Source organism: Marinobacter shengliensis (genome assembly GCF_003007715.1).
Classification (GTDB): Bacteria; Pseudomonadota; Gammaproteobacteria; order Pseudomonadales; family Oleiphilaceae; genus Marinobacter; species Marinobacter shengliensis.
This window is the reverse complement of sequence record NZ_PXNO01000027.1, coordinates 387,229-410,063: the sequence shown is the minus strand read 5'-3', so window position 1 is coordinate 410,063 and position 22,835 is coordinate 387,229. Positions and strand designations below refer to the sequence as shown.

Genomic DNA, 22,835 nt, shown 5'->3' with positions numbered 1-22,835 from the left:
TTCGTTTTTTTTCTAATTTTTCCTTTACGAATATAAAAAGCTTTCGCATAATGACGCTATAACGAACATTGAACAGGTTTAAGTGCGCATTGAAACACACCGCACTTACGGATTGGCGTCAGGAGATGACCAAAGATGACTACGGAGCACGAACAGTTTGACGTTGTCGTTGTCGGTGGAGGCGTAAACGGCACCGGCATCGCGATGGACGCCGCCGGTCGCGGCCTCAAGGTTCTTCTGTGTGAAATGAATGACCTTGCGTCAGCCACCTCATCCAGCAGCAGCAAACTGATTCACGGTGGCCTTCGCTACCTGGAGCACTACGAATTCCGGCTGGTGCGTGAAGCCCTGGCCGAGCGGGAATCGCTGCTGCGCAACGCGCCGCATATCATGTGGCCGATGCGCTTCCGGCTGCCGCACCGCCCTCACCTGCGCCCGTCGTGGATGATTCGCGCCGGTCTGTTTCTTTACGATAACCTGGCGAAACGGGAAATTCTGCCGGGCTCACGTTCCCTGCGCTTTGATGAGAGCGACCCGCTGAAACCGAACATCACCAAGGGCTTTGAGTACTCAGACGGCTGGGTAGACGATGCCCGCCTGGTGGTCCTGACTGCGAAGAAAGCCCAGCAGTACGGCGCCCGCATCCTGACCCGGACCAAGTGCGTCAGGGCAGACCGGGGAGCCGACAGCTGGACGGTAACCCTGCGGGATACTAACTCGGGCAAAGAGCAGGTTGTGAAAGCCAGGTCGATCGTGAATGCGTCCGGCCCCTGGGTAAGCAGCCTGTTTGGCGAAACCCTGTCGATGCCGGCCCCGAAAATGATTCGCATGGTCAAGGGCAGCCATATTGTGGTGCCGCGCCTGAACAAGGGCACGGAGGCCTACATCCTGCAGAACGAGGATGAGCGCATCGTGTTCGTGATTCCCTATGAGGATCAGTTCTCATTGGTGGGCACCACGGATGTGGACTACGAGGGTGACCCCAGGAAAGCGAAGATTTCTCCGGAAGAGACCGATTACCTGCTGAACATCGTGAACGATCACTTCAAACGTCAGCTCACACCGAACGATGTGGTCTGGTCGTACTCCGGCGTCCGTCCTTTGATGGATGGCGAGGAGGAGAATGCCCAGAAAGCGTCCCGTGACTACACCTTTGAGGTCAGTCAGGGCAAGGGCATGGCGCCGCTGATTTCGGTGTTCGGCGGGAAGATCACCACGTACCGGAAGCTGGCTGAGGCGGCGACGGACAAGCTGTGTCAGTTCTTCCCGCAGTCGGGCGGCCGCTGGACCAAGGCGGCGGCGTTGCCCGGTGGCGATTTTGCTAATCACGACCAGTTGTTCGGAGATCTGTGCAAGCGGTTCCCGAAGCTGCCGGAGAAGTTGCTGAGCCGGTTCGTTCGAACTTATGGCACGACGTCTTACGACATTCTGGCGGGCTGCACCACGGTTGAGGATCTGGGGCTGCATTTCGCGGGTACGCTGTATGAGCGCGAGGTGACGCACCTGGTTCGGAATGAATGGGCGATGACGGCGGAGGATATTCTGTGGCGTCGCACCAAGCAGGGGCTGTACGCCACTGAGGCGGATGTCGAGGCGCTTGACCGGTTCCTGATGAAATCTGTGGTCCCTATGACCCGAAACGTTGCTCTCCACCACAGCGCCTGATCTCTCTCAGGCATCTTTGCTCCGGCCGGGTGATCCCCGTCTGGAGCCTTTTTGTGCCCGTGTTTTTTGGCTTGCGAGTAGTGGGTCGGTCAGGGGGAGGAGTCTCCCAAAACACGCTGTGAATACGTCCATGTACGCTCGGCTCCGCCATCCATGGCTCCGCACGGTTTTGGGAGACTCCTCCCCCTGCCCTCCTTGAACTTTGCGATATGTCTGCAAGAAAAAAGGGCTGAGGAATGAACCCCACCCCTTTTCGATACCGCCACCTCTTCGGAGGCGACCCGTCCTGATCAGAACGTCAGCTGCGAACCAAAGATGATCGCGTCGTACTCGCCGGCACCGCTGCGAGTGCCCAGGGTGGTGTACTCGGCCATCAACGTCAGGTTGTCGGTGGCGGCGTAACGGGCGAACAGCATGGTCAGATCGGTGTCTGCGCCGCTGCCGTTGAAGTCGTCTTCGCCTTCACCATAGCTTACGCCCAGGGTGGTGCGGTTGATCTTGTAGGTGGACTCCACGTACCACTGGCTGGCGTCTTCTTCGTTCGGGTCCAGCCGGGCCGCGAAGACGCCGTTGCCGGTGCCCTTTGTCATGGCGTAGTTGCCGCGCACCGTCAGGTCACCCAGTGACACCGAGCCGCCGAAGTCGATACCGGACATGGTGTAGTCACTGAACGCGCCGGACTTGGAATCGACGTCCTGAGTGAAGCCGCTGGACCACAATGAGAAGAGGTCAGTGGAGTACACCACGTTGGCTTCGATTCGGGGCATGGTGTACTCGGCATCAGCCGCCAGTGCGAAGTCGGTTTCACTGACTTTGGACGGGCTGAACAGACCCACCTTGAACTGCAGACCGCTCAGGTTGTTGGAGGTGTACATCACCCGCGGGGTGAAGTTGGCGTAGAAGTAACCATTACCGATTCGGCCGGCGGTGGCGGCTACCTGGTCTGGGCCGCCGATCAGGCCGACGCCCAGGCCGCTGCCGTTGTCGCCGATGGCGGGTACGCCGAAGATGCCGAAGCCTTTACCGATATTGACGGTACCGAAGTCGCCGGCCACGGCGATTTCAGATACCCGGCTGCGGAAGTTGGCTTCGGCGTCGCCCGGGGCGATGTCGGCGTTCATCTGGAAGTGGCCGGATACCTGCAGGCCGTTCTGCATGGGGGCGTAGATGTTGGTTTGCAGGGTGGCCGGGTTGAAGCCGGTGGTGATGGTGAAAGAGTCCTCGTCCGTCGGCTGATCATAGTTGCCAAACACGGCGAAAATGGGGATATGACCGTTGAAGCCGGCTTTCCAGCCGTTATCGCTTTCGAATGACAGCTCAGCGGTTGCCGGCGCACTGACGCCAAAAGCCACCAAAGACAGCGCAGCCGCCAGCGGCGCTTTCCGGTAAGCACGGGTGTGTGTCGACATCAAGGTATTGTTTTTCTTACTCATGTTAGCTTCCTGTTTTTGTTGGTGCTGGACCTTGGTGCTGGCCGACCGCACCGAACCACCAGAGCGGATCGTGATCGATGCTGGGCAGCCAACGGTCGCTGCGTTTCCGGATGTTCGCTTTATGGCCGGAAAGTTCGCAACAGAACAAATCTAACTCTGAAATCTTCAGATGAAAAGTTATGAGATCGAAAAAATTTTCGCTTTTACAACTAAAAGGCCCTGAAATACGACAGAAAATTAAATCAAGTCATTGTTTAAAAACTACTTAATTGTCATTTTAGAATTTTTGATTTTTTTCGTTGACGAACACTAAAAGCGAACACTATGATTCAAATTGTCCGTAAACCAACAAAAACAAGAGAACGCCATGAAAACTCGGTTGCTGCTGATGGCCTTGGCCATCGTCTGTGCTTCACCGGCGTCATCCGGTCCTCTTTTCGATGCTCTGCCGGCTGGCAAGCAAACACTGATTCACTCCCTGATCGCTGAGCAATTCCCGGAATCGACGCTGAGCAAAGAGGCCCAGGCTGAGGAGCTGGCCTGGTTTGCCCACGCGGCGGCGTCGCTTGACGGCGTGTCCCTGTCAGCGTTGTCGGAACAACTGCCCACTCACGACTACGAAGCGACGGTACTTGCACCTGCGTTCTCTGCCCTGACCGGCATCAACGTGACACACGACCGAAAGCCGGAAGGCGAGGTGATCCGCCAGATCAACCTGCAAAGGATCATGGCGGCGAAGGGGCTGTATGACCTGTTCGTTAATGACTCGGATATGATCGGCACCCACGCCCGCAGCGGCTGGGCACTGTCTTTGACGGATTTCATGGCGGGCGATGGCAAAGCCTTCACCCTGCCCACCCTGGGGCTGGATGATTTTATCGGTCTGGACTTTGTTACTGGCCCGGACGGCGATCTTTACCAACTGCCGGACCAGCAGTTCGCCAATCTGTACTGGTTCCGTTATGACTGGTTCCAGCGGCCGGAACTACGGGCAAAGTTTCTGGCGCTCTACGGGTACGAGCTGGGCGTTCCGGTGAACTGGTCGGCTTACGAGGACATCGCCGAGTTTTTCTCAGTGCACGTTCAGGAGATCGACGGCGAGCGGGTCTACGGCCACATGGACTATGGCAAGCGCGACCCGTCCCTGGGCTGGCGCTTTACCGATGCCTGGCTGTCGATGGCCGGCGCCGGCGATGTGGGCAGCCCGAACGGTCTGCCGGTCGACGAATGGGGCATCCGCATGGAGGGCTGTCACCCGGTGGGCTCGTCCATGGCGCGCGGCGGTGCAACCAACAGCCCGGCGGCGGTTTACGCCCTTGAGAAATACATTGACTGGCTTGATCGTTTCGCACCCCCGAATGCCCGCGACCTGAACTTCTCGGAAGCCGGGCCGGTGCCGGCACAGGGACACATCGCCCAACAGATTTTCTGGTACACCGCCTTTACCTCTGACATGACCCGCCCGGATCTTCCGGTGGTGAACGAGGACGGCACGCCGAAATGGCGGATGGCACCCTCACCCCGCGGCGCCTACTGGCGGGATGGTATGAAGCTGGGCTATCAGGATGTGGGTGCCTGGACGATTCCCCGGGCCATGGGCGTCGACCGCCAGCGGGCCGCCTGGCTGTATGCCCAGTTCACGGTATCCAGGACGGTGTCGCTGCAGAAAACCCTGCACGGGTTGACGCCCATCCGTCAGTCCGACCTGGAGTCTCCGCAAATGCAGGCGCGGGCGCCCATGCTGGGTGGTCTGGTGGAGTTCTATCTCAGTCCGGCCCGGGATGCCTGGTCACCCACAGGCATCAACGTACCGGACTACCCGCGGCTGGCAAAACTCTGGTGGCCCAATATTGCCGATGCGCTGTCAGGCAACCGCACACCCCAGGAAGCCATGGATAACCTGGCGGCAGCCCAGGACCGCGCCCTGGCAGTGATTGAGCGCAACTTTCTGGCGGGCGAATGCGGGCCGAAAATGGCCAATAGCAATGAATTACGCGGCGCAGACTACTGGCTGGCCCAACCCGGAGCCCCGAAACCGGCGTTGGCCAACGAGAAACCCAGCGGGCAAACGATTCGCTACGAAGAACTGCTCGAATCCTGGGGCATGAGTGCCAATTAACGCAGCAGCGCCTTCACCCGCGCCTGCAACTGCGGAATCACCTCCTGTTCAAACCAGGGGTTGCGGCGCAGCCAGAGGTTGTTACGCGGGCTCGGGTGCGGCATGGGTAACTGGCGGGGCCAGTATTCCCGCCAATGCTCGACATTGGCGGTGACCTTCTTGCGGCCATCCGGCAGATGCCATGCCTGGGCATACTGCCCGATCAACAGGGTCAACTCGATATTGGGCAAACGTGCCAGCAGGGCTTCCCGCCAGGTGTCCGCACATTCAGGACGTGGCGGCAGGTCACCGGATTTTCCGGTGCCGGGGTAGCAAAAGCCCATGGGCAGGATGGCCAGTTCCCGCTCGTTATAGAAGGTGTCACGATCAATGCCCATCCAGCCACGCAGCCGGTCGCCACTGGGATCATTGAACGGCAGGCCGGTGTTGTGGACTTTGCGCCCGGGCGCCTGGCCAACGACCAGGATACGGGCTGACTGACTGAGCTGCACCACCGGGCGCGGCCCCTCGGGAAGGACATCGGCACAGAGCGTGCAGGCGCGAACACGGGCGACAAGCTCGGGGAACGTCAGTTGGTCCAGTTCATCCGGCATGGCCAGTTTCCTCGGTCTGGGTCTACGTGGCGCGCGTTCGGACAGCCTCTGCGCGGGGCAGTCAGACCTCCGGATTACCCAGAGCTTCAGCCGCACCCAACAGACCGGTGTAGGGCTCCGTCACGACGTAGACAGGGGTGGATTCCAGCAGTGGCCGCATTCTCCCCTTATCCTCAAAACCGCTCCGGAACGGACTCTCCAGAAAGAAATCGAGAATGCGCGGAAGAATGCCGCCACACAGATACACACCGCCCAGACTACCCAGAGTCAGCACGCCATTACCAGCGGTCCGACCCAGAATCTCGCAAAAGTGCCGGAGACTTTCCCGGGCCAGCGGATCCTCATTTGCCACCGCAGCAGCAGTGATCTTCTCCGGGGCATCCAGTGGCGCCGGCAAGTCCCTGATCTCGGCCAGGGCCTGATAAAGGTTGAGCAATCCCTGGCCGCACAGAATGCGTTCTACCGATACCCGGCCGAAGCGAGCCCGAAGTATCTGAAGCACCTGCATTTCCAGGTCATCGGTCGGCGCATAGTCGACGTGGCCGCCTTCGGTCATCAGGGGGACCCAGCCGTTACGGATGGGCACAAGACCCGACACGCCAAGGCCCGTCCCCGGCCCCATCACCAGCCGCGGACGACGGGGGTCGCCCGGGCCACCGCAGACGTGTACGAGATTGGCTTCCGGCACATGGGGCACGCCCAGGGCCATGGCAGTAAAGTCGTTGATGACCTTGAACGCCGACCAGGCAAACTGCCGGCGAACCTCTTCGGTATCAAAGCGCCAATGATTGTTGGTCATTCGAACGTGAGTACCACGGACCGGAGATGCAACCGCCAGGCACGCCTGGCCAACCCCTTTCACTCCAACACGCTGGAGGTAATCCACCACGGCAAAGTCCAGGTTTTCGTAGTCACGACAGGCAAGCACCTCGATTTCCCGAGGTCGCACATCGCCCTGCGCCACCAGAGCAAAGCGCGCGTTGGTACCCCCGATGTCGCCAACCAGCGAATACAGCTTGTCTGTCATGACTCGTGATTCCAGAAAAAACTCGCCCCCTGTTCCGGGTTGCTGGCCGACCGACGCAGCCAACCGAACAGCTCCCTGCCAAACCCGTGATGATAGCCGCTAATGTCCGCCTTTTCAGGCTCGCGGACGGCAAGCTCCTGGCCACTGACTTCAATACTCAAGGTACCTTTAATGGCATCCAGGCGGATGAGATCACCGTTTTGCACCCGCGCCAGCGGGCCGTCATCCAGGGCCTCAGGGTACACATGAATCGCCGCCGGCACTTTACCGGAAGCCCCGGACATCCGCCCGTCGGTCACCAGGGCCACCTTAAAGCCACGATCCTGGAGCACCCCGAGGTAAGGTGTCAGCTTGTGAAGTTCCGGCATGCCATTGGCTTTCGGGCCCTGGAAGCGCACCACAACAACACAGTCTTTATCCAGATCGCCGGCCTCAAACGCAGCCTTCAGTTCGTTCTGCTCATTGAACACGACGGCGGGTGCCTCAATCACATGATGTTCCGGGGCAACCGCAGATACCTTGATCACCCCCCGGCCAAGGTTGCCATCCAACACTTTCAGGCCACCATCAGGGGCAAAGGGCTCATCCGCGCTGCTAAGCACTTCTGGGGCCAGGCTTTTCTCAACGGCAGGCTTCCACACCAGGCGCTCGCCTTCCATTTCAGGCATCTGAGTGTAGCGCTCCAGACCCTGCCCCACGACAGTCTGCACATCATTATGCAGATAGCCGCCCTCAAGAAGTTCCCGAATCAGGAACGGCGTGCCGCCGGCTTCATGGAAGGCGTTGATATCTTCCTGCCCGTTCGGATAAATGCGGGTCATGGACGGCACCACCGACGACAGCTCCGAGTAGTCGTTCCAGTCAATGATAATGCCGGCGGCGCGGGCGATCGCAATCCAGTGAATGGTGTGATTGGTGGAGCCACCGGTCACCAGCAAGGCCACCAGCGCGTTGACGATGGCTTTCTCATCCACCATATCGGCCAGCCCCAGATCTCCACCGTGGGGCCTGGACAGCTTGATCACCTGTTCGGTGGCGGCGCGGGTCAGCGAATCCCTCAGCGGCGTGCCCGGGTTGACGAACGCTGAACCCGGCAGATGCAGCCCCATCACCTCCACCAGCAACTGATTACTGTTGGCGGTGCCATAAAAGGTGCAGGTGCCCGGGCTGTGATAGGACTTGCTTTCCGCTTCCAGAAGCTCATCCCGGCCAATTTTACCCTCTGCATACAGCTGGCGGATGCGCTGCTTCTCTTTATTTGGCAGCCCGGACGGCATTGGGCCTGCAGGCACGAGAATCGTCGGCAGGTAGCCGAAGCTCAGCGACCCAATCAGTAAACCGGGTACGATCTTGTCACAGATGCCCAGCAGCAGGGTGGCGTCAAACATGTTATGGCTGAGCGCCACCGCCGTGCTCATGGCAATGGTATCCCGGGAAAACAGACTCAGCTCCATGCCCGGCTGGCCCTGGGTAACACCATCACACATGGCCGGGGTGCCGCCAGCAAACTGCGCTACAGAGCCCATGCCGTGGGCGGCCTCGCGGATGATGTCCGGGAACCTTTCATAGGGCTGATGGGCCGAAAGCATGTCGTTATAGGCCGAAACGATGGCCACGTTGGCCTTGTTCATAAACTTCAGGGTGTCTTTGTCGGCCTGGCTGCACGCAGCAAAACCATGGGCCAGGTTCCCGCAGGAGAGTGTGCTGCGGTGGGGCGATTGGGCCTTGAGCGCGGCCATCCGCTGCAGATAGTCCTGGCGGGTGGCGCGGCTGCGCTCGATGATGCGCTGGGTGACCTTGTCTACGATGGGGTGCATGGCGAACTCCAAGTGGGCTTTTGCAGTGATGGGGCACCGCAATCCGTTTGTTATGACTATCGTCTTTGTGAATGTAATTTTACCTATTTATTTTACTCTTTGAACCCATCAAACGTTCATTTTTCGTTTTTTTGTTGTTATATTTACTACATCGCAAACCGTAATCGAACAAAAAACAGCCAATACAGGAGTCGAGTCATGACCATCCGCATTGCCATCAACGGTTTTGGCCGCATCGGCCGCAATGTACTGCGCGCACTTTACGAAAATGACTACCGCAAGCAACTCCAGGTGGTCGCCATCAACGACCTCGGTGATGCCGAAACCAACGCCCACCTGTTGAAGTATGACAGCGTTCATGGTCGCTTTGACGGCGTCGTCAGTCACGACGCAGAATCGCTGACCGTCAACGGCGACCGTATCGCCATTACCGCCATCCGTAACCCGGAAGATCTGCCCTGGAAAGACTATCACGTGGATGTGGTGTTCGAGTGTACCGGGCTGTTTACCCAGCGGGACAAAGCCGCCGCACACCTCAACGCCGGCGCCCGGAAGGTGATTATCTCCGCCCCATCCGCAGACGCCGATGCCACCGTTGTCTATGGCGTTAATCACCGGGAACTGACTGCCAGGCACGAGATCATTTCCAACGCCTCCTGCACCACCAATTGCCTGGCACCGGTGGTCGCTGCCCTGCACAAGACCGTGGGCATCGAGAGTGGCCTGATGACCACCATCCACTCCTACACCAACGACCAGAAACTGAGCGACGTTTACCACTCTGACCTGTACCGGGCCCGGTCTGCCACCCAATCAATAATCCCCACCAAGACCGGTGCTGCCGCTGCCATCGGCAAAGTTATCCCGGACCTGGACGGAAAACTCGACGGCCTGGCCGTCCGGGTTCCAACCATCAATGTGTCGCTGGTGGATTTTGGATTTATTGCCAACCGTAATACCAGCGTAGCCGAGATCAATGAAGCCGTCCGCGAAGCCGCGCAGCACAGCCCGATACTCGGCTACAATACCGAAAAGCTGGTCAGTATCGACTTCAGTCACAACGCCCTGTCCAGCGTGTTTGACGCAAATCATACCCGGGTTATCGGCCGTCATGTAAAAGTCATGGCCTGGTATGACAATGAATGGGGCTTTTCAAACCGCATGCTCGACAACGCCATCGAGCTTATGAAAGCCGCTCAGTAACACCCAATAAAGGATCCACATCATGCTCAGGCGCACCAAAATTGTCGCCACACTCGGCCCCGCTACCGATACCCCGGAAGCCCTGGCCGCCATTATTGCAGCCGGGGTAGACGCCACCCGGCTTAACTTTTCTCATGGCAGTGCTGATGAGCATATCGCCCGGGCCCGGCGGGTAAGAGAAACAGCCGCAGCCCAGGGGCGCTTCGTCGCCTTGCTGGCCGACTTGCAGGGCCCGAAACTGCGAATAGCAAGGTTTGCCGAGAACAAAGTGACTCTGGTGGCCGGCCAGACCTTCGTCCTGGATGCCACCATGGACAAAGCAGCCGGCACCAATGAGCGGGTTGGCATCGATTACGAGCAACTGATCGAAGATGTAGAACCGGGGGACATTCTGGTCCTGGATGATGGCCGCATCGAAATGGAAGTCCAGAGCGTGGATGGCCACAGCATCACATCCCGGGTTCTGATTGGTGGCCCGCTTTCCAACAACAAGGGCCTGAACAAACGGGGAGGCGGCCTGTCTGCCGAAGCCCTCACCGACAAGGACAAACAGGATATCGTCACCGCGGCCCGCCTGGGCGCGGACTATGTCGCCGTCTCTTTCGTTCGAACGGCCGATGATATGCACATCGCCCGGAAACTGCTGCAAGACGCCGGCTCAAATGCCGGGCTGGTAGCCAAGATCGAGCGGGCCGAACTGGCCCATGATGAAGCGGCACTGGATGCCGTTATTCTGGCGTCCGACGCTGTCATGGTTGCCCGGGGTGATCTGGCGGTGGAAATCGGCGATGCCGAGCTGGTTGGTGTTCAGAAACACATCATCTCCCGAGCGCGGGTATTGAACCGGGCGGTGATCACGGCCACCCAGATGATGGAATCGATGATCACCAATCCCATGCCAACCCGGGCAGAAGTGTCGGATGTGGCAAACGCCGTGATGGACTACACCGATGCAGTGATGCTGTCGGCGGAAACGGCCGTGGGCGACTACCCCACGGAGGCCGTTGAAGCCATGGTGCGCATCTGCCTTGGGGCGGAACGCCACCCTTCCATGCATCAGTCCAAGCACCGGATCCACGAGAGCATGGAGCGGGTTGATGAGGCCATCGCCCTTTCGGCCATGTATGCCGCCAACCATCTGGAGGGCGTTCGCGCCATCATCTGCATGACCGAAACCGGCGCCACTCCCAGACTGATGTCCCGCATCAAGTCCAGCCTGCCGATATTTGCTTTCTCACGGCATCACTCCACACAACACCGCGTTGCCCTGTTCCGCGGGGTGCAAACCGTGCCTTTTGATTCCGCCAAGATTGCCAACGAGCAAACCAATGCCAATGCCGTTGCCGAACTCAAACGCAGGGGCGTGGTGAAGGAAGACGACCTGGTAGTGATTACCAAGGGTGATTACGTCAACGCCCAGGGAGGCACCAACACCATGAAGATTGTCCGTGTTGGAGCCGACATTCGCTGACGTCGGGCCCGAGCAACGCAGCTTGATAGCAAAAAGCCCACTCCTGAAAGTGGGCTTTTTCATGCCTGTGGGCGAGCAACATCACTTTAGCCGATCAAGACTGGCCCGCGCCACTTCGGTGATCACCTTCCACTCCCGGCGCTGGATAGCCTCTGCCGGCGTCAACCAGGAACCACCCACGGCCGCCACATTGGGCAGCGCGAGGTAGTCCCGCGCGGTATCCTGGTTAATCCCGCCAGTCGGGCAAAAGGTCACGTCCGGGAAAGGGCCCCGAAATGCCTTCAGCGCCGGCATCCCGCCCGACACCTCGGCCGGAAAGAACTTGAATTCGCGGTAACCCAACGAGTAACCCAACATCAGCTCGGAAACCGTGGCAATACCCGGTAACAATGGCGCCTCGGAGGTTAATGCAAACTCCAGGATCGCCTCGGTAACGCCCGGTGTAATCACGAACTGGGCGCCCGCAGCCTCCACTTGCCGGTACTGGGCAATACTGGTTACCGTACCCGCGCCAACCCACGCCTCGGGAATGGCTTTTCGAACCTGCTCAATCGCCCGCACCCCATGTTCAGTTCTCAGCGTAATTTCCAGCACCCTGATACCGCCATCCACCAGCGCACGACACAAGGGAATGGCATCTTCCAGTTCGTTGATGGCGATTACCGGCACCAGCGGCGAGGCACTAAGTACAGCCTGAACACGGTCTCTGTGATAATCGGAAAGTTGTGTCATCTATGTCTCCTGCATGCAGTTACTGACCGCTTTGTTTCTTACTGCCTCGTCATCACGGACTCCAGAACACCTTCAGTCCCGGCTTGAGAAATGCCCTGACCGGCATGGCCATAATGGCCTCTGGCCTGGCCATGGCTGCGGTCAGGGTGTCCAGCTTGTCATCCCCCTTCAGGTGCAGGGCGGTATACCTGGCACCGGCCAACACCGGACGCGTCAAGGTAATGCGCTGCTGGGCCTGGGACAGCGGGTTCATTGCCAGGACCAGATCCCTGGACTCCGGGTCCATGGCCTCTGGCAACTCCGGCGCATCCGGGAACAGAGACGCGGTATGACCATCATTCCCCATACCCAGGATCAACACATCCAGCGGCAGCTTTAGCCCGGCAAGTGCAGAGCGAACCCGTGGCAAACCCTCCTCAGGCGTTGCACCAACCTGTTTCAGCGAGAGAAAGCTGGCATCAGAAGCCTTGTTCTGCAGCAGATTCTCGCGCACCAGGGTGGTATTGCTGGCCGGATCTCCCTCGGGCACCCAACGCTCATCGGCCAGGAGCACATCCACCCGTGACCAATCCAGATCCACCTGTGAAAGTGCCTTAAAAAACGGCAAAGGCGTGGACCCACCGGAAACCACCAGGCTCGCCCTGTCAGCTCTCTCCAGACGCTGCACCAGAAAACGGGCGACATCAGCGGCAAGGGCTTCAGCCACCTGTTGAGGATCTTCCCCCGCCTCCAAAACCACACCATCCGGCAGGCGAATATCAGGCATCTTCATACCAGCTTCTCCCATCCCGGGTAATCATGGCGATGGATGCCACCGGCCCCCATGTTCCTGCGGCATAGCGCTTTGGTGGTTCGCCGCTGTCATGCCAGTTTGCAATAACCTGATCCACCCAGCGCCAGGCGTACTCAACCTCATCACGACGTACAAACAGGTACTGATTCCCCTTCATCACTTCCCACAGCAAACGTTCATAGGCATCAGGAATTCGGTCGGTTTCGAATGTCTCCGAGAACGTCAGTTCCAACGGCCCCTGGCGAAGGCGCATACCTTTATCCAGCCCCTGGTCCTTGGTGAGAATCTTCAGGGACATGCCCTCATCGGGCTGCAGGCGGATAATGAGTTTGTTATTGGCCAGATGCTTCTGGTCTGGATCAAAGATGTAATGGGGCGCCGGCTTGAAGTGGATAATAATCTGGGACAGCTTTTCCGGCAGCCGCTTGCCGGTACGGATATAGAACGGCACGCCAGACCAGCGCCAGTTGTCGATCTCCGCCTTCAAGGCCACAAAGGTTTCCGTCTCGCTGCCCTTGTTAGCCCCCTCTTCTTCCAGGTAACCCGGTACCGGCTGGCCGCCACTGGTGCCTGCGGTGTACTGGCCACGAACCACGTGGCTGCCCATCAATTCCGGGGTAATCTGCTTGAGCGCCTTGAGCACCTTCACTTTCTCGTCGCGAATGCTGTCCGCGGACAGATCCGCCGGCGGATCCATCGCAATCAGGCAAAGTAACTGCAGCAGGTGATTCTGGATCATGTCCCGAATCTGGCCGGCCTTGTCAAAATAACCCCACCGCCCCTCGATACCCACGCTTTCCGCAACCGTAATTTCCACGTGGGAAATGTGGTTCTGATCCCACTGGGAAGCAAAGAGGTTGTTGGCAAAGCGCAGGGCAATCAGGTTCTGAACGGTTTCCTTACCCAGATAGTGGTCAATCCGGAAGATCTGATTCTCGTTGTATACCTGCCCCAATTCGTCATTGATCACCCTGGAGGTTTCCAGGTCGTGGCCAATGGGCTTTTCAACCACGACTCTCGTCCGCTCATTGCAGCAACGGGTTGCCTCCAGATTGCGGGCAATCACCCCGTACATTGATGGCGGAGTTGCCATGTAGACAATCAACTGGTTATCCGGCTCGTCCCGCCAGTCCCGAAGCGCCTGGTAGCCCTCCGGGTCACTGAAGTCGAGACGCTGGTATTCCACTCGCTGGAGAAAAGCCTGCGCGATATCCGGGTCAAACTCCTCGGACTTCACGTGCTTTTTCAGTTTCTCCAGCAGCTGTTCTTTCACCTTGTCCGTGCTGGCCTCGGTTCGCGCAACGGCAAGTACGCGACTGCCAGGCGCCAGCAAGCCCGCCCGTTCAAGTTGATACAAGGCCGGGAAGAGTTTGCGCTGGGCAAGATCCCCCAGCGCCCCGAATAGCATTAGGTCACAACGGGTAGCGGTACGGTTGACCATCGGTTCCTTCTCTCAGTTGACAGCGACACCAGTCGCCTAAAAGGCATTATGTAGTAATTTTATAAAAATAATGACAGCTTGACCGGCATTTTCCAAGGGTATTTTTCATTAGTTGATATTTTTACTACACCAAAAAGTTCATAAACACGGTATAATCACTACAATTTCCGACAACGATGGCTCACCCCGAGGGAGTACCCAAACATGGCCGCAAACCATGCGCACCGTGACGACAATCTGCTGGAAGACATTCAGTCCCGGCTCGACAGCCTGAACAAATCTGAACGCAAGGTCGCGGAAGCCATCCTTCGTGATCCCAGCGCAGCCACTCGTTACAGCATAGCTGCCCTCGCCCGCGCTGCCGATGTCAGTGAACCCACGGTGAATCGTTTTTGCCGGGGGTTCTCCGCCACTGGGTTCCCCGACTTCAAAATCCGCCTCGCTCAGAGCATCGCCACCGGCACCCCGTACGTCGGCCAGAATGTTGAGCCAGACGACACCGTGGCAGAGTTCGCAGACAAGATCATGCTCAGCACCATCGCCAGCCTGGACAAAGCCCGTCAGTCCCTGGACCCCAAAGCCCTGGGCACCGTCATTGACTACCTGATTCAGGCCAAACAGATCAACTTCTTCGGCATGGGTGGTTCAGCCTCCGTTGCTCTGGATGCGCAACACAAATTTTTTCGTTTCAATATCCCGGTCACCTCTTACGACGACGCCCTGATGCAACGCATGGTCGCCGCCGGTGCCCAGGTAGGCGATGTCATCGTCTTAATCTCCTACACCGGCAGAACCAAAGAGGCCGTTGAGATTGCCAAGGTGGCACGTGCCAATGGTGCCACCGTGATTGGCATCACAAATCCGGAATCTCCGCTGGCTGAATGCTGTACAGCGGTGCTTGGCGTAACCGCTCCGGAGGACACCGAAGTCTATATGCCGATGTCCTCCCGCATCATCCACCTGACCGTGATCGACATTCTCGCAACCGGCGTGACACTCAAGCGCGGAAAGGATTTCCTGAGCCATCTCAAGAAGATAAAGGAAAGCCTCAAGGCTACCCGCTATCCGCTGGAGTAGTCACCCATAGTACTCGACTGCACCATGCAGACATCCTCCGGCAGGGGCGCAGCCATCTACGCCCCTCCTCCCCCCTGAAACTCACCCCCCAAATTCCCCGACTCGGAGGATGCACAAACACGCGGCTTGAGGAACCATGAAATCCGGTTTCCCAATGTCTGATTGGCAGAAGCTGCAATCAAGGGAACCGGAAGCCTGACCGGGACCTAGGAACCGGAAATTCCGCTTCCCTGACATGCAAGAATGACAAAAACACAGGACTCAAACGATGCACAATAAAAAGCCTCTCTTCGCTAGCAAGCTCCCACTGGCAGCTGCCATCACCGCAGCGGTCATGGCAACACCGGCCATCGCGGTGGACTTCCACGGCTATGCCCGGGCCGGAGCCTCCACCAATATCGGCAGCGGCGGCGAACAAACCTGTTTCGGCAATGGCGCCAGCGGTCATTATGTAGGCCGCTTGGCTGACGAATGCGACACCTATGCCGAGCTGTCACTGGGCGACGAGCTGTTCAGCCAGGACGGCAAAACCTTCCGCATTGATTCCATGCTTGCCTACAGCGCTGAGCCCCAGGGCAACGATTACCAGGCACTGAATGGCGGTAACAACATCAGCGGTATCGACTTCGCCAACGAAGAAGTCACCCGCAACAACGCAGACCCCTTCGGCGGCGGTGAGATTGCCCTGAGACAGCTTTATGTGTCTGCCAAAAACGTCGTCGAGTCGTTGCCCGGCGCCACCCTCTGGGCCGGCAAACGCTTCTATCAGCGTAAAGACATCCACCAGATGGATCTCTTCTACGTCAACAACTCCGGCTACGGCGCGGGTATCGAGAACATCAAGGCTGGCGCCGGCCACCTGTCCGTTGCCTATACCAATGCCGACACCAGCGACGGTGATGGCCTGGTGCAGAACAACAAAGTTGACGTTCGCTATGCCTTCCCCGTTGCCGGCGGCCACACCCTCGAGCTGATCGGTATCTACGCCATGGCGGACCTGACCGACCAGCAGAAAGACGCCGGCATTGAAGACGAGAACGGCTACTTTCTCACCGCCGAACTGTCTTCAGGTGTTATGGGTGGCTTCAACAAGTTCGCCGTGCAGTATGGTGCTGATTCCATGGGCTTCGCCAATGCCGAAGGCAGCAGTGGCGGGCGAGTGGATAACGGCAACGTTGCCGGCTACTTCGAGTCCAGCTGGCGCGTGCTCAACCACGGCGTGATCAAATTGGGCAATAACTGGGACCTGGGCCATTCCGTTGTCTATGAGAAAGCCAAACCCCATGATGCCGGCGCCCGTGATGGTGAGCGCCTGAGCATCATCGCCCGACCGATCTACAACTGGTCAACCGTAATGAGTACCGCGATTGAGATCGGCTACAGCGATACCGACCGCCCCTGGTTCACCGAATCCCAGGATCTCGGGAAAGTGGCCATCGCCCAGCAATGGCAGGCCGGCCCTGGCTACTGGGCGCGCCCCGTTATCCGCGCCTACGCCGCTACCTTCTTTGGGGATGAAGCCGAGGCCGCACGCGGTGGCGAGGGTATTGATGGCGACATTCAGATCGGCGCCCAGATCGAAGCCTGGTGGTAAGGCTCTAAACTCCACACGCTCTACTTGGACCTCCTTCAGGGCCGGCATTTGCCGGCCCTTTTTTTGCTCCTCGCCCAAGGACATCTACGCCCCGCTGCCACGTACGGCTACGCCCCGAAAATCCGCTCCCGGAGGGATGTCCTCGTGCACGCTTCACGCAACCATGAGGAAGATCCGGAGCGGATCTTCCACCAACAAAAACAATTGGAAAGAGGATGTTGACAATGCCTGACCATAAACGGCTCACGGGTGGCATAGTGCTGACCCTTGCGCTGGCTCTTACCGGCTGCAACTCCGGCAGTAGCAGCGACTCTCCGGCCAACGGCGGAAATACCGGCGCTGACGGCCTGCTCGAACCCGGGGCCAACGAGGCCCTGCTCTATTACAAGCGACCAGATGCCAGCTATGACGGCTGGGGCCTGCACCTGTGGAACGACGCCGGCGCTGGCTGTGACGGCCTGGCCGATGGTGTGCCGACCGACTGGGACAACCCAAGACTGGCCGACGGCATCAGCGACACCTACGGCGCCTATTACCGGATACCCATGCGCGAAGCCGGGGACTGCCTCAACTTCATTGTCCACAAGGGTGATGAGAAAGATATTGGCGGCCAGGACCACCGCTGGCACTTCGGTGCGCTCGGCAACCGCATTTTCACCGTCAGCGGCAGCCAGCTGTTATCCAGTACACCGATCGAGACCGACGGTATTACCATTGCTGGCGCCAGTGCCCATTGGGTGGATCGCAACACCCTGGTATTCCGGGACACCGGAAATCTGCCACGGGTTGAACTTCGCTATGACCACAATGCCGGTATTAACGTCAGCGACTCCGACACCCTGAGTGGTGGCAACATAGTGGAACTGACACCCACCACGTTACCTGAAGCCAGTGCAGACAAGTTCCCCCACCTGGTGGATTGGCCGGCCTACGAGATCAACGCTGACAGCGAAACGATCAAAGCCGCGTTAAAAAGCCAACTGGTCGCCGCAGCCTATAACAGTAACGACGAGCTGGTAACCGCCACTGGCGTGCAGATCCCCGGGGTGCTGGATGATCTGTTTGCCTTTAGCGGAGAGCTGGGCGCCATCGTCGACGCAAGCTCCGTTACCTTTTCGGTCTGGGCACCAACCGCCCAGAACCTGAAGCTTCATGTGTTCGATGAAGCCGGAAATCTCCTGCCCGGATATCCGGCCGAGATGATCGAATCCGACGGGGTGTGGAGCCATTCAGGAAGCCGCAGCGACCTGCTGGAGATGTATTATCAATACGAAGTCTCCGTTTACCACCCGAGAACCGGCGCCATCGAAACCACCCTGGTATCCGACCCTTACGCCCTCAGTCTCTCGGCGAACGGCCAGTACGCCCAGGTGGTGGACCTTGGCGAAGACTACAAGCCATCCGGATGGGACAGTCTTACGATTCCAGCGAGGTCAGCGCCGGAGGATGTCGTGGTGTATGAGGTGCACGTTCGCGATTTCAGCGCCACAGACGAAACCGTTGAGCCGTCCCATCGTGGCAAATACAAAGCCTTTACAGCCCCTTCTGATGGTAGTGTCGACAGCGTCGCACACCTGAGGGCCCTGGCCGAGGCTGGTGTAACTCACCTGCACCTATTGCCTGCCTTTGATATCGCCACCGTGAATGAGAACCCGAATCAGGTGGTCGATATTCAAGACGATTTCAACCGGCTGTGTGAGCTTTCTGAAGCAGCCGCCAGCGAGTTTTCTGAATACTGTGCAAGCGGGCAAACGATTCGCCAGGTTCTGGAAGGGTTTGACCCACTCACCGGTCACGCCCAGGCGCTGTATAACACGTTCCGCGACCTGGACAGCTTCAACTGGGGCTATGACCCGGTTCACTTCACCGTGCCGGAAGGCAGCTATGCCACAGAAGCCCAGGGCCCTCAACGCATCACCGAGTTCCGGGAACTGGTGATGGCAGCCTCCGACTTGGGCCTGAACGTGGTTCTGGATGTGGTCTACAACCACACCAATTCGTCCGGTCTTGCCGACAACTCGGTTCTGGACAAGCTGGTACCCGGCTATTACCACCGCCTGAACCCGGAAACCGGAGCCGTCGAGCAGTCCACCTGCTGTGAGAATACCGCCTCTGAGCACACCATGATGGAAAAGCTGATGGTGGATTCCCTGGTCACCTGGGCCCGGCACTACAAAATATCCGGGTTCCGGTTTGATCTGATGGGCCACCACATGCTGAGCAATATGGAAAAGGCCCTGGCGGCGGTGCAGGCGGTCGATCCGGACACCTATTTCTACGGTGAAGCCTGGAACTTCGGCGAGGTGGCCAACAACGCCAGAGGCATTAACGCCATCCAGACCAACATGGCCGGAACCGGTATTGGCTCCTTCAACGATCGCCTGCGAGATGCCGTACGTGGCGGTGGGCCCTTCGATGGGGGTGATGCCATTCGGGCCAATCAGGGGTTTGCCAACGGCCTGTTCACCTACCCCAACGATCGGAACACAGGCAGCGAGGATGAAAGAAACCGGTTACTGCAGATCAGTGACTGGATTCGTGTGGGCATCGCCGGCAGCCTGGCAGACTACCCGTTTGAGACCGCCACAGACGAGCTGAAAACCGCGGCCGAAATTGACTACAACGGGCAGGCCGCCGGTTACACGGCAGATCCCCAGGAAATCATCAATTACGTTTCCAAGCACGACAACCAGACTCTCTGGGACAACAACCAGTACAAAACCGACTACGCCGCCAGCACCCTGGAGCGGGCGCAGATGCAGGTTGTTGCCCTGGCCGTTCCGATTCTCAGTCAGGGCATCCCGTTCCTGCATATGGGCTCCGAGCTACTGCGTTCCAAATCCATGGAACGGGACAGCTATGATTCCGGGGACTGGTACAACGAGGTGGATTTCAGCTTCCAGGCCTCCGCCTGGAATCGCGGCCTGCCCCGCCAGGACAAGGATGGCTCTAACTGGGACCTGATCACCGAGGTCATCACCTCCGCTGGCAGTCACGCCAACCCCACTCCGGCGACGATCAGCTACACCAGGGATCAGGTGCTGGAGCTGCTAAGGGTGCGCAAGGAAAGCCCACTGTTCCGGCTGCAGACCGCGGAGGACATCAAGAGCCGCCTCAGCTTCCTCAACACCGGCTCGCAGCAAACTCCGGGGCTGATCGCGTTCAGCCTGCTGGATGACGGTACCGCCGGTTTGCCGGAGCTGGACCCTGCCAATAACGAGATTGTGGTGGTGATCAACGCCAGCAACACCACACAGACGCTGAACCACACCCTGGACGGGGATTTCTCCGTCAGGGCCGATACCTCCCCTGCCCAGTCTGCGGCTGCCGACGCTGGCGAGTTCCTGGTGCCCGGGCTCTCGGTTGCGGTATTTGCCCGCTGACCGGCGGGCCTCAACACAGCCGGCCATGCCGGCTGTGACCATTGATAACAAGGAGAACAACATGAAAAAAGTACTTGGCAATCTGGCACTGGTCTCTGTGCTTGCCATGACCGGTTGTGCCACCACCGGTGGTGAACGTGACTATAGCCAGTCACTGTATCTGCGCGGGCAGTTTGCCTGGTGGGATGCCCTGCCCGAATACAAGGTCAAGAAGGTCGACACCGGCGTCTACCGAACGGAAATCGAATTAAAGGCTGACGGCCAACCCTATGAATTCAAGTTTGGCGATGCCAACTGGAGCAATGGGACCAACTGCGGTTACCTGTCCGAGAAAGACGACAAGGAAGTAACGCTCAACACGCCGGTTCGAGCGAACTGTTCAGCCGTGTTTGAGAACTTCCGTTTCACGCCACCGGAATCGGCGGTATACGGCTTTTATTTCGACGTCACCGGTGAGACTCCCACGGTGTACATCAAAAAAGCCAACTGATTCCCTAACACGTAAAAAAAAGGGTGCCTGATGGGCACCCTTTTTTAATCACTCTTGATCGCACCCGGGAATCAATCCCTGTCGACCTCCGCGGTGTTTCTCAGGTATTGCTGATAAGCCATGTACTCACGCTGGCCCTCGAGCTGGGTCAGGAATTGACGCAACTGCTGGTATTCAGCGCCATCTGTATCCACCGCACCTTCGTTTACGGCATCAACCAGAATGATCGCTGCTTCACGCTGGCCAACGGCTTTGGCCATGGAAGGATTACCTTCGTCCGGGCGTGGCATGGCAAAGGCACGCTGAACCACAAATCGGCTCAGGTTAGCACCGTCTCGCCCCTGGTTCTCGAAACGCTGCCAGTCACCGGCATTCAGCGATTCGGGATCGTCTCCCGCCTCCAGGGCAGCCATCAGCTCATCCACTCTCGCCTCAAGCACCTGCCGGGTCTTGCGCGCTTCCAACATGGCGGCAATGTCGTCACGAACATCGGCCAGCTCACGCTGACGAGGCTCGAAATATTCGCGGACGCGAGCCACCACAGACGCATTGTCACCAACATCGATCAGTTCGGTATTGAAACCGGCCTGCAGTACGTCATCGGAAAACAGCTGACGCACCAGCCCGGCGTGATCGAAAGGCGCGGCTCCACCCTCCCGGGTTACCCCGTCCACTTCCCGCACGTCCAGACCAAGCTCTGCGGCAGGGCCCGCCAGATCGTCCGCCGCGTAGGCTGCGTCCGCCAACTGGGCACGCACTTCAGCAAAACGCTCGCTGGCACGGCTACGAGCCAGTTCATCACGCAGCTCGTCCCGCAACGACTCAAACGACGGCACATCGGAACGACGCACGCCCTCCAGTCGGATCAGGTGAATACCAAAGCTGGTTTCAACAGGGCCGGACACTTCACCGTCTTCCAGGGCAAAGAGCGCGTTCTCGAAGGCCTCATCGTAGACACCACGGCCGGCATAACCCAGGTCACCACCGTCACGGGCGGAAACCGTATCAGCGGAAAATTCCTCGGCCAGGTCCGCGAACGATTCACCTGCCTCCAAACGCTCCTGAATGGACGCGATGGTGGCTTCAGCGTCGCTACCGTCTTCAATCAGGATATGGGCAGCGCGCCGCTCCTCACGGGCGTATTCTTCGGCCTGCTCATCGTAAAAGGCCCGCAGGTCTTCCTCGGAGATTTCGATCGCATCCGCCAGGGCGCCCAACGACAGCGTAATGTAAGCCGCGTTAACCTGCTCGGGCTCACGGAACTGATCGGCGTTGTCGTCGTAAAACGCCTGAATCTCTTCCTCGGTTACCGTAATCTGCTCAGACAGGGAGTCTGCGTTGACGGTCAGCACACGGAAATCGCGGGTCTGATTCTGGATACGCAACAGTTGTGCGGCGTTTTCACTGGTCACAATACCGGTCTGCGCGATGGACGCACGAATCTGGTTGACCACGTAGTTCTTCCGCATGTTCTCGCGGAATTCACCCACGCCCATGCCAACATTGCGCACAGTCGCCACAAACCGGTCACGGTTAAACTGACCGTCTACCTGGAACTGGGGCATCTGGGTAATCAGCGCATCGATGTCGGCATCCGACAGCTCCAGTCCCTGAGCCTGGGCGTCGAGGGTCAGCACCCGCTCCTGGATCAGGGATTCCAGCACATCCCGACGGATCTGATCTTCATCCAGCATGGAGGGATCCGGGCTGTCCATCTGCATGAGCCGCTGCTGTGTTTCCAGCTGCACGGTGCGCAAAAACTCCCGCTCGGTGATGGAGTCTCCGTTAACAGTGGCCACTTCCGGCTCACCGGAAAAACCGCCAACAATGGCGTCCATCCCCCAGATTGACAGAGAAATGATCAGAAGGCCGATAATAACCTTTGCAATAGTACCCTGGGCGTTATCCCGAATATCTTGAAGCATGTTGTTCCTGAATCCCTGTTCAAGGTCGTGCTGGTGTTATTGGTGAGGCGGCTGCACTTTAACGTAAAAAGG

The 22,835-nt window shown here is 58.5% G+C and carries 16 protein-coding genes; 8 read left to right on the top strand and 8 right to left on the bottom strand.

Features of this window, described 5'->3' with window-relative positions; genetic code table 11:
- Nucleotides 1–135 precede the first annotated feature (135 nt).
- Nucleotides 136–1,665, top strand: a complete 1,530-nt coding sequence (gene glpD / locus C7H10_RS15030; RefSeq protein ID WP_106695506.1) for a glycerol-3-phosphate dehydrogenase — start codon at nt 136–138, stop codon at nt 1,663–1,665.
- A gap of 290 nt (nt 1,666–1,955) precedes the next feature.
- On the opposite strand, the gene C7H10_RS15025 is transcribed toward glpD, so the two are convergent.
- Nucleotides 1,956–3,098, bottom strand: a complete 1,143-nt coding sequence (locus C7H10_RS15025) for a porin (RefSeq protein WP_106695505.1) — start codon at nt 3,096–3,098, stop codon at nt 1,956–1,958.
- A gap of 367 nt (nt 3,099–3,465) precedes the next feature.
- On the opposite strand from C7H10_RS15025, the gene C7H10_RS15020 reads away from it, so the two are divergent.
- On the top strand, nt 3,466–5,217 hold the full coding sequence (locus tag C7H10_RS15020; RefSeq protein ID WP_146136823.1) for an ABC transporter substrate-binding protein: 1,752 nt from the start codon (nt 3,466–3,468) through the stop codon (nt 5,215–5,217).
- Here C7H10_RS15020 and C7H10_RS15015 read toward each other — a convergent pair.
- The 3 genes from C7H10_RS15015 to edd form a co-directional block, all read right to left on the bottom strand.
- Nucleotides 5,214–5,810, bottom strand: a complete 597-nt coding sequence (locus C7H10_RS15015) for a uracil-DNA glycosylase family protein (RefSeq protein WP_106695503.1) — start codon at nt 5,808–5,810, stop codon at nt 5,214–5,216. The two genes, C7H10_RS15020 and C7H10_RS15015, sit on opposite strands and share 4 nt — an antisense overlap.
- 61 nt (nt 5,811–5,871) lie before the next feature.
- The gene (locus C7H10_RS15010; RefSeq protein WP_106695502.1) at nt 5,872–6,837 is read right to left on the bottom strand and encodes a glucokinase; all 966 of its coding nucleotides are present in this window, start codon (nt 6,835–6,837) and stop codon (nt 5,872–5,874) included.
- Nucleotides 6,834–8,654, bottom strand: a complete 1,821-nt coding sequence (edd, locus tag C7H10_RS15005; RefSeq protein WP_106695501.1) for a phosphogluconate dehydratase — start codon at nt 8,652–8,654, stop codon at nt 6,834–6,836. Before edd ends, C7H10_RS15010 begins: the two co-directional genes overlap by 4 nt.
- A 198-nt stretch (nt 8,655–8,852) precedes the next feature.
- On the opposite strand from edd, the gene gap reads away from it, so the two are divergent.
- A complete protein-coding gene (gene gap, locus C7H10_RS15000) occupies nt 8,853–9,857 on the top strand; it encodes a type I glyceraldehyde-3-phosphate dehydrogenase (RefSeq protein WP_106695500.1) in 1,005 nt (334 codons plus the stop codon).
- 22 nt (nt 9,858–9,879) lie between these two features.
- Nucleotides 9,880–11,328, top strand: coding sequence for a pyruvate kinase (pyk, locus tag C7H10_RS14995; RefSeq protein ID WP_106695499.1), 1,449 nt, complete (start codon nt 9,880–9,882; stop codon nt 11,326–11,328).
- An 81-nt stretch (nt 11,329–11,409) separates the two neighbouring features.
- On the opposite strand, the gene C7H10_RS14990 is transcribed toward pyk, so the two are convergent.
- Genes C7H10_RS14990 through zwf form a run of 3 tightly spaced genes read right to left on the bottom strand, consistent with a single transcriptional unit; the run spans nt 11,410 to nt 14,294 of the window.
- A complete protein-coding gene (locus tag C7H10_RS14990; protein ID WP_106695498.1) occupies nt 11,410–12,060 on the bottom strand; it encodes a bifunctional 4-hydroxy-2-oxoglutarate aldolase/2-dehydro-3-deoxy-phosphogluconate aldolase in 651 nt (216 codons plus the stop codon).
- Nucleotides 12,061–12,112: 52 nt separating this feature from the next.
- A complete protein-coding gene (gene pgl, locus C7H10_RS14985) occupies nt 12,113–12,826 on the bottom strand; it encodes a 6-phosphogluconolactonase (protein WP_106696012.1) in 714 nt (237 codons plus the stop codon).
- Nucleotides 12,819–14,294 (bottom strand): glucose-6-phosphate dehydrogenase, encoded by a 1,476-nt coding sequence (gene zwf / locus C7H10_RS14980; protein WP_106695497.1) that lies wholly within the window; start codon nt 14,292–14,294, stop codon nt 12,819–12,821. The genes pgl and zwf overlap by 8 nt, the downstream gene beginning before the upstream one ends.
- 204 nt (nt 14,295–14,498) lie before the next feature.
- On the opposite strand from zwf, the gene C7H10_RS14975 reads away from it, so the two are divergent.
- The 4 genes from C7H10_RS14975 to C7H10_RS14960 all read left to right on the top strand — a co-directional run bounded on the left by C7H10_RS14975 (nt 14,499) and on the right by C7H10_RS14960 (nt 20,838).
- Nucleotides 14,499–15,371 carry a MurR/RpiR family transcriptional regulator gene (locus tag C7H10_RS14975; RefSeq protein ID WP_058089493.1) on the top strand — a complete coding sequence of 291 codons (873 nt, stop codon included), beginning with the start codon at nt 14,499–14,501 and terminating at the stop codon, nt 15,369–15,371.
- Nucleotides 15,372–15,639: 268 nt separating this feature from the next.
- Nucleotides 15,640–16,965 (top strand): maltoporin LamB, encoded by a 1,326-nt coding sequence (gene lamB / locus C7H10_RS14970; RefSeq protein ID WP_106695496.1) that lies wholly within the window; start codon nt 15,640–15,642, stop codon nt 16,963–16,965.
- Nucleotides 16,966–17,189: 224 nt separating this feature from the next.
- The gene (gene pulA, locus C7H10_RS14965) at nt 17,190–20,348 is read left to right on the top strand and encodes a pullulanase-type alpha-1,6-glucosidase (protein WP_106695495.1); all 3,159 of its coding nucleotides are present in this window, start codon (nt 17,190–17,192) and stop codon (nt 20,346–20,348) included.
- Between the two features lie 61 nt (nt 20,349–20,409).
- The gene (locus C7H10_RS14960; RefSeq protein ID WP_061331164.1) at nt 20,410–20,838 is read left to right on the top strand and encodes an early set domain-containing protein; all 429 of its coding nucleotides are present in this window, start codon (nt 20,410–20,412) and stop codon (nt 20,836–20,838) included.
- A 71-nt stretch (nt 20,839–20,909) separates the two neighbouring features.
- Here C7H10_RS14960 and C7H10_RS14955 read toward each other — a convergent pair whose 3' ends face one another.
- Nucleotides 20,910–22,763, bottom strand: coding sequence for a SurA N-terminal domain-containing protein (locus C7H10_RS14955; protein WP_106695494.1), 1,854 nt, complete (start codon nt 22,761–22,763; stop codon nt 20,910–20,912).
- Nucleotides 22,764–22,835 lie beyond the last annotated feature (72 nt).

Bases quoted from the DNA above. Each gene is read 5' to 3' on its own strand.
- pgl (WP_106696012.1), bottom strand. From the start codon at position 12,826: ATGCCTGATATTCGCCTGCCGGATGGTGTGGTTTTGGAGGCGGGGGAA.
- C7H10_RS15010 (WP_106695502.1), bottom strand. From the start codon at position 6,837: ATGACAGACAAGCTGTATTCGCTGGTTGGCGACATCGGGGGTACCAAC.
- C7H10_RS15020 (WP_146136823.1), top strand. From the start codon at position 3,466: ATGAAAACTCGGTTGCTGCTGATGGCCTTGGCCATCGTCTGTGCTTCA.
- C7H10_RS15015 (WP_106695503.1), bottom strand. From the start codon at position 5,810: ATGCCGGATGAACTGGACCAACTGACGTTCCCCGAGCTTGTCGCCCGT.
- lamB (WP_106695496.1), top strand. From the start codon at position 15,640: ATGCACAATAAAAAGCCTCTCTTCGCTAGCAAGCTCCCACTGGCAGCT.
- C7H10_RS14990 (WP_106695498.1), bottom strand. From the start codon at position 12,060: ATGACACAACTTTCCGATTATCACAGAGACCGTGTTCAGGCTGTACTT.
- pulA (WP_106695495.1), top strand. From the start codon at position 17,190: ATGCCTGACCATAAACGGCTCACGGGTGGCATAGTGCTGACCCTTGCG.
- C7H10_RS14975 (WP_058089493.1), top strand. From the start codon at position 14,499: ATGGCCGCAAACCATGCGCACCGTGACGACAATCTGCTGGAAGACATT.
- C7H10_RS15025 (WP_106695505.1), bottom strand. From the start codon at position 3,098: ATGAGTAAGAAAAACAATACCTTGATGTCGACACACACCCGTGCTTAC.
- C7H10_RS14955 (WP_106695494.1), bottom strand. From the start codon at position 22,763: ATGCTTCAAGATATTCGGGATAACGCCCAGGGTACTATTGCAAAGGTT.
- pyk (WP_106695499.1), top strand. From the start codon at position 9,880: ATGCTCAGGCGCACCAAAATTGTCGCCACACTCGGCCCCGCTACCGAT.
- zwf (WP_106695497.1), bottom strand. From the start codon at position 14,294: ATGGTCAACCGTACCGCTACCCGTTGTGACCTAATGCTATTCGGGGCG.
- gap (WP_106695500.1), top strand. From the start codon at position 8,853: ATGACCATCCGCATTGCCATCAACGGTTTTGGCCGCATCGGCCGCAAT.
- C7H10_RS14960 (WP_061331164.1), top strand. From the start codon at position 20,410: ATGAAAAAAGTACTTGGCAATCTGGCACTGGTCTCTGTGCTTGCCATG.
- glpD (WP_106695506.1), top strand. From the start codon at position 136: ATGACTACGGAGCACGAACAGTTTGACGTTGTCGTTGTCGGTGGAGGC.
- edd (WP_106695501.1), bottom strand. From the start codon at position 8,654: ATGCACCCCATCGTAGACAAGGTCACCCAGCGCATCATCGAGCGCAGC.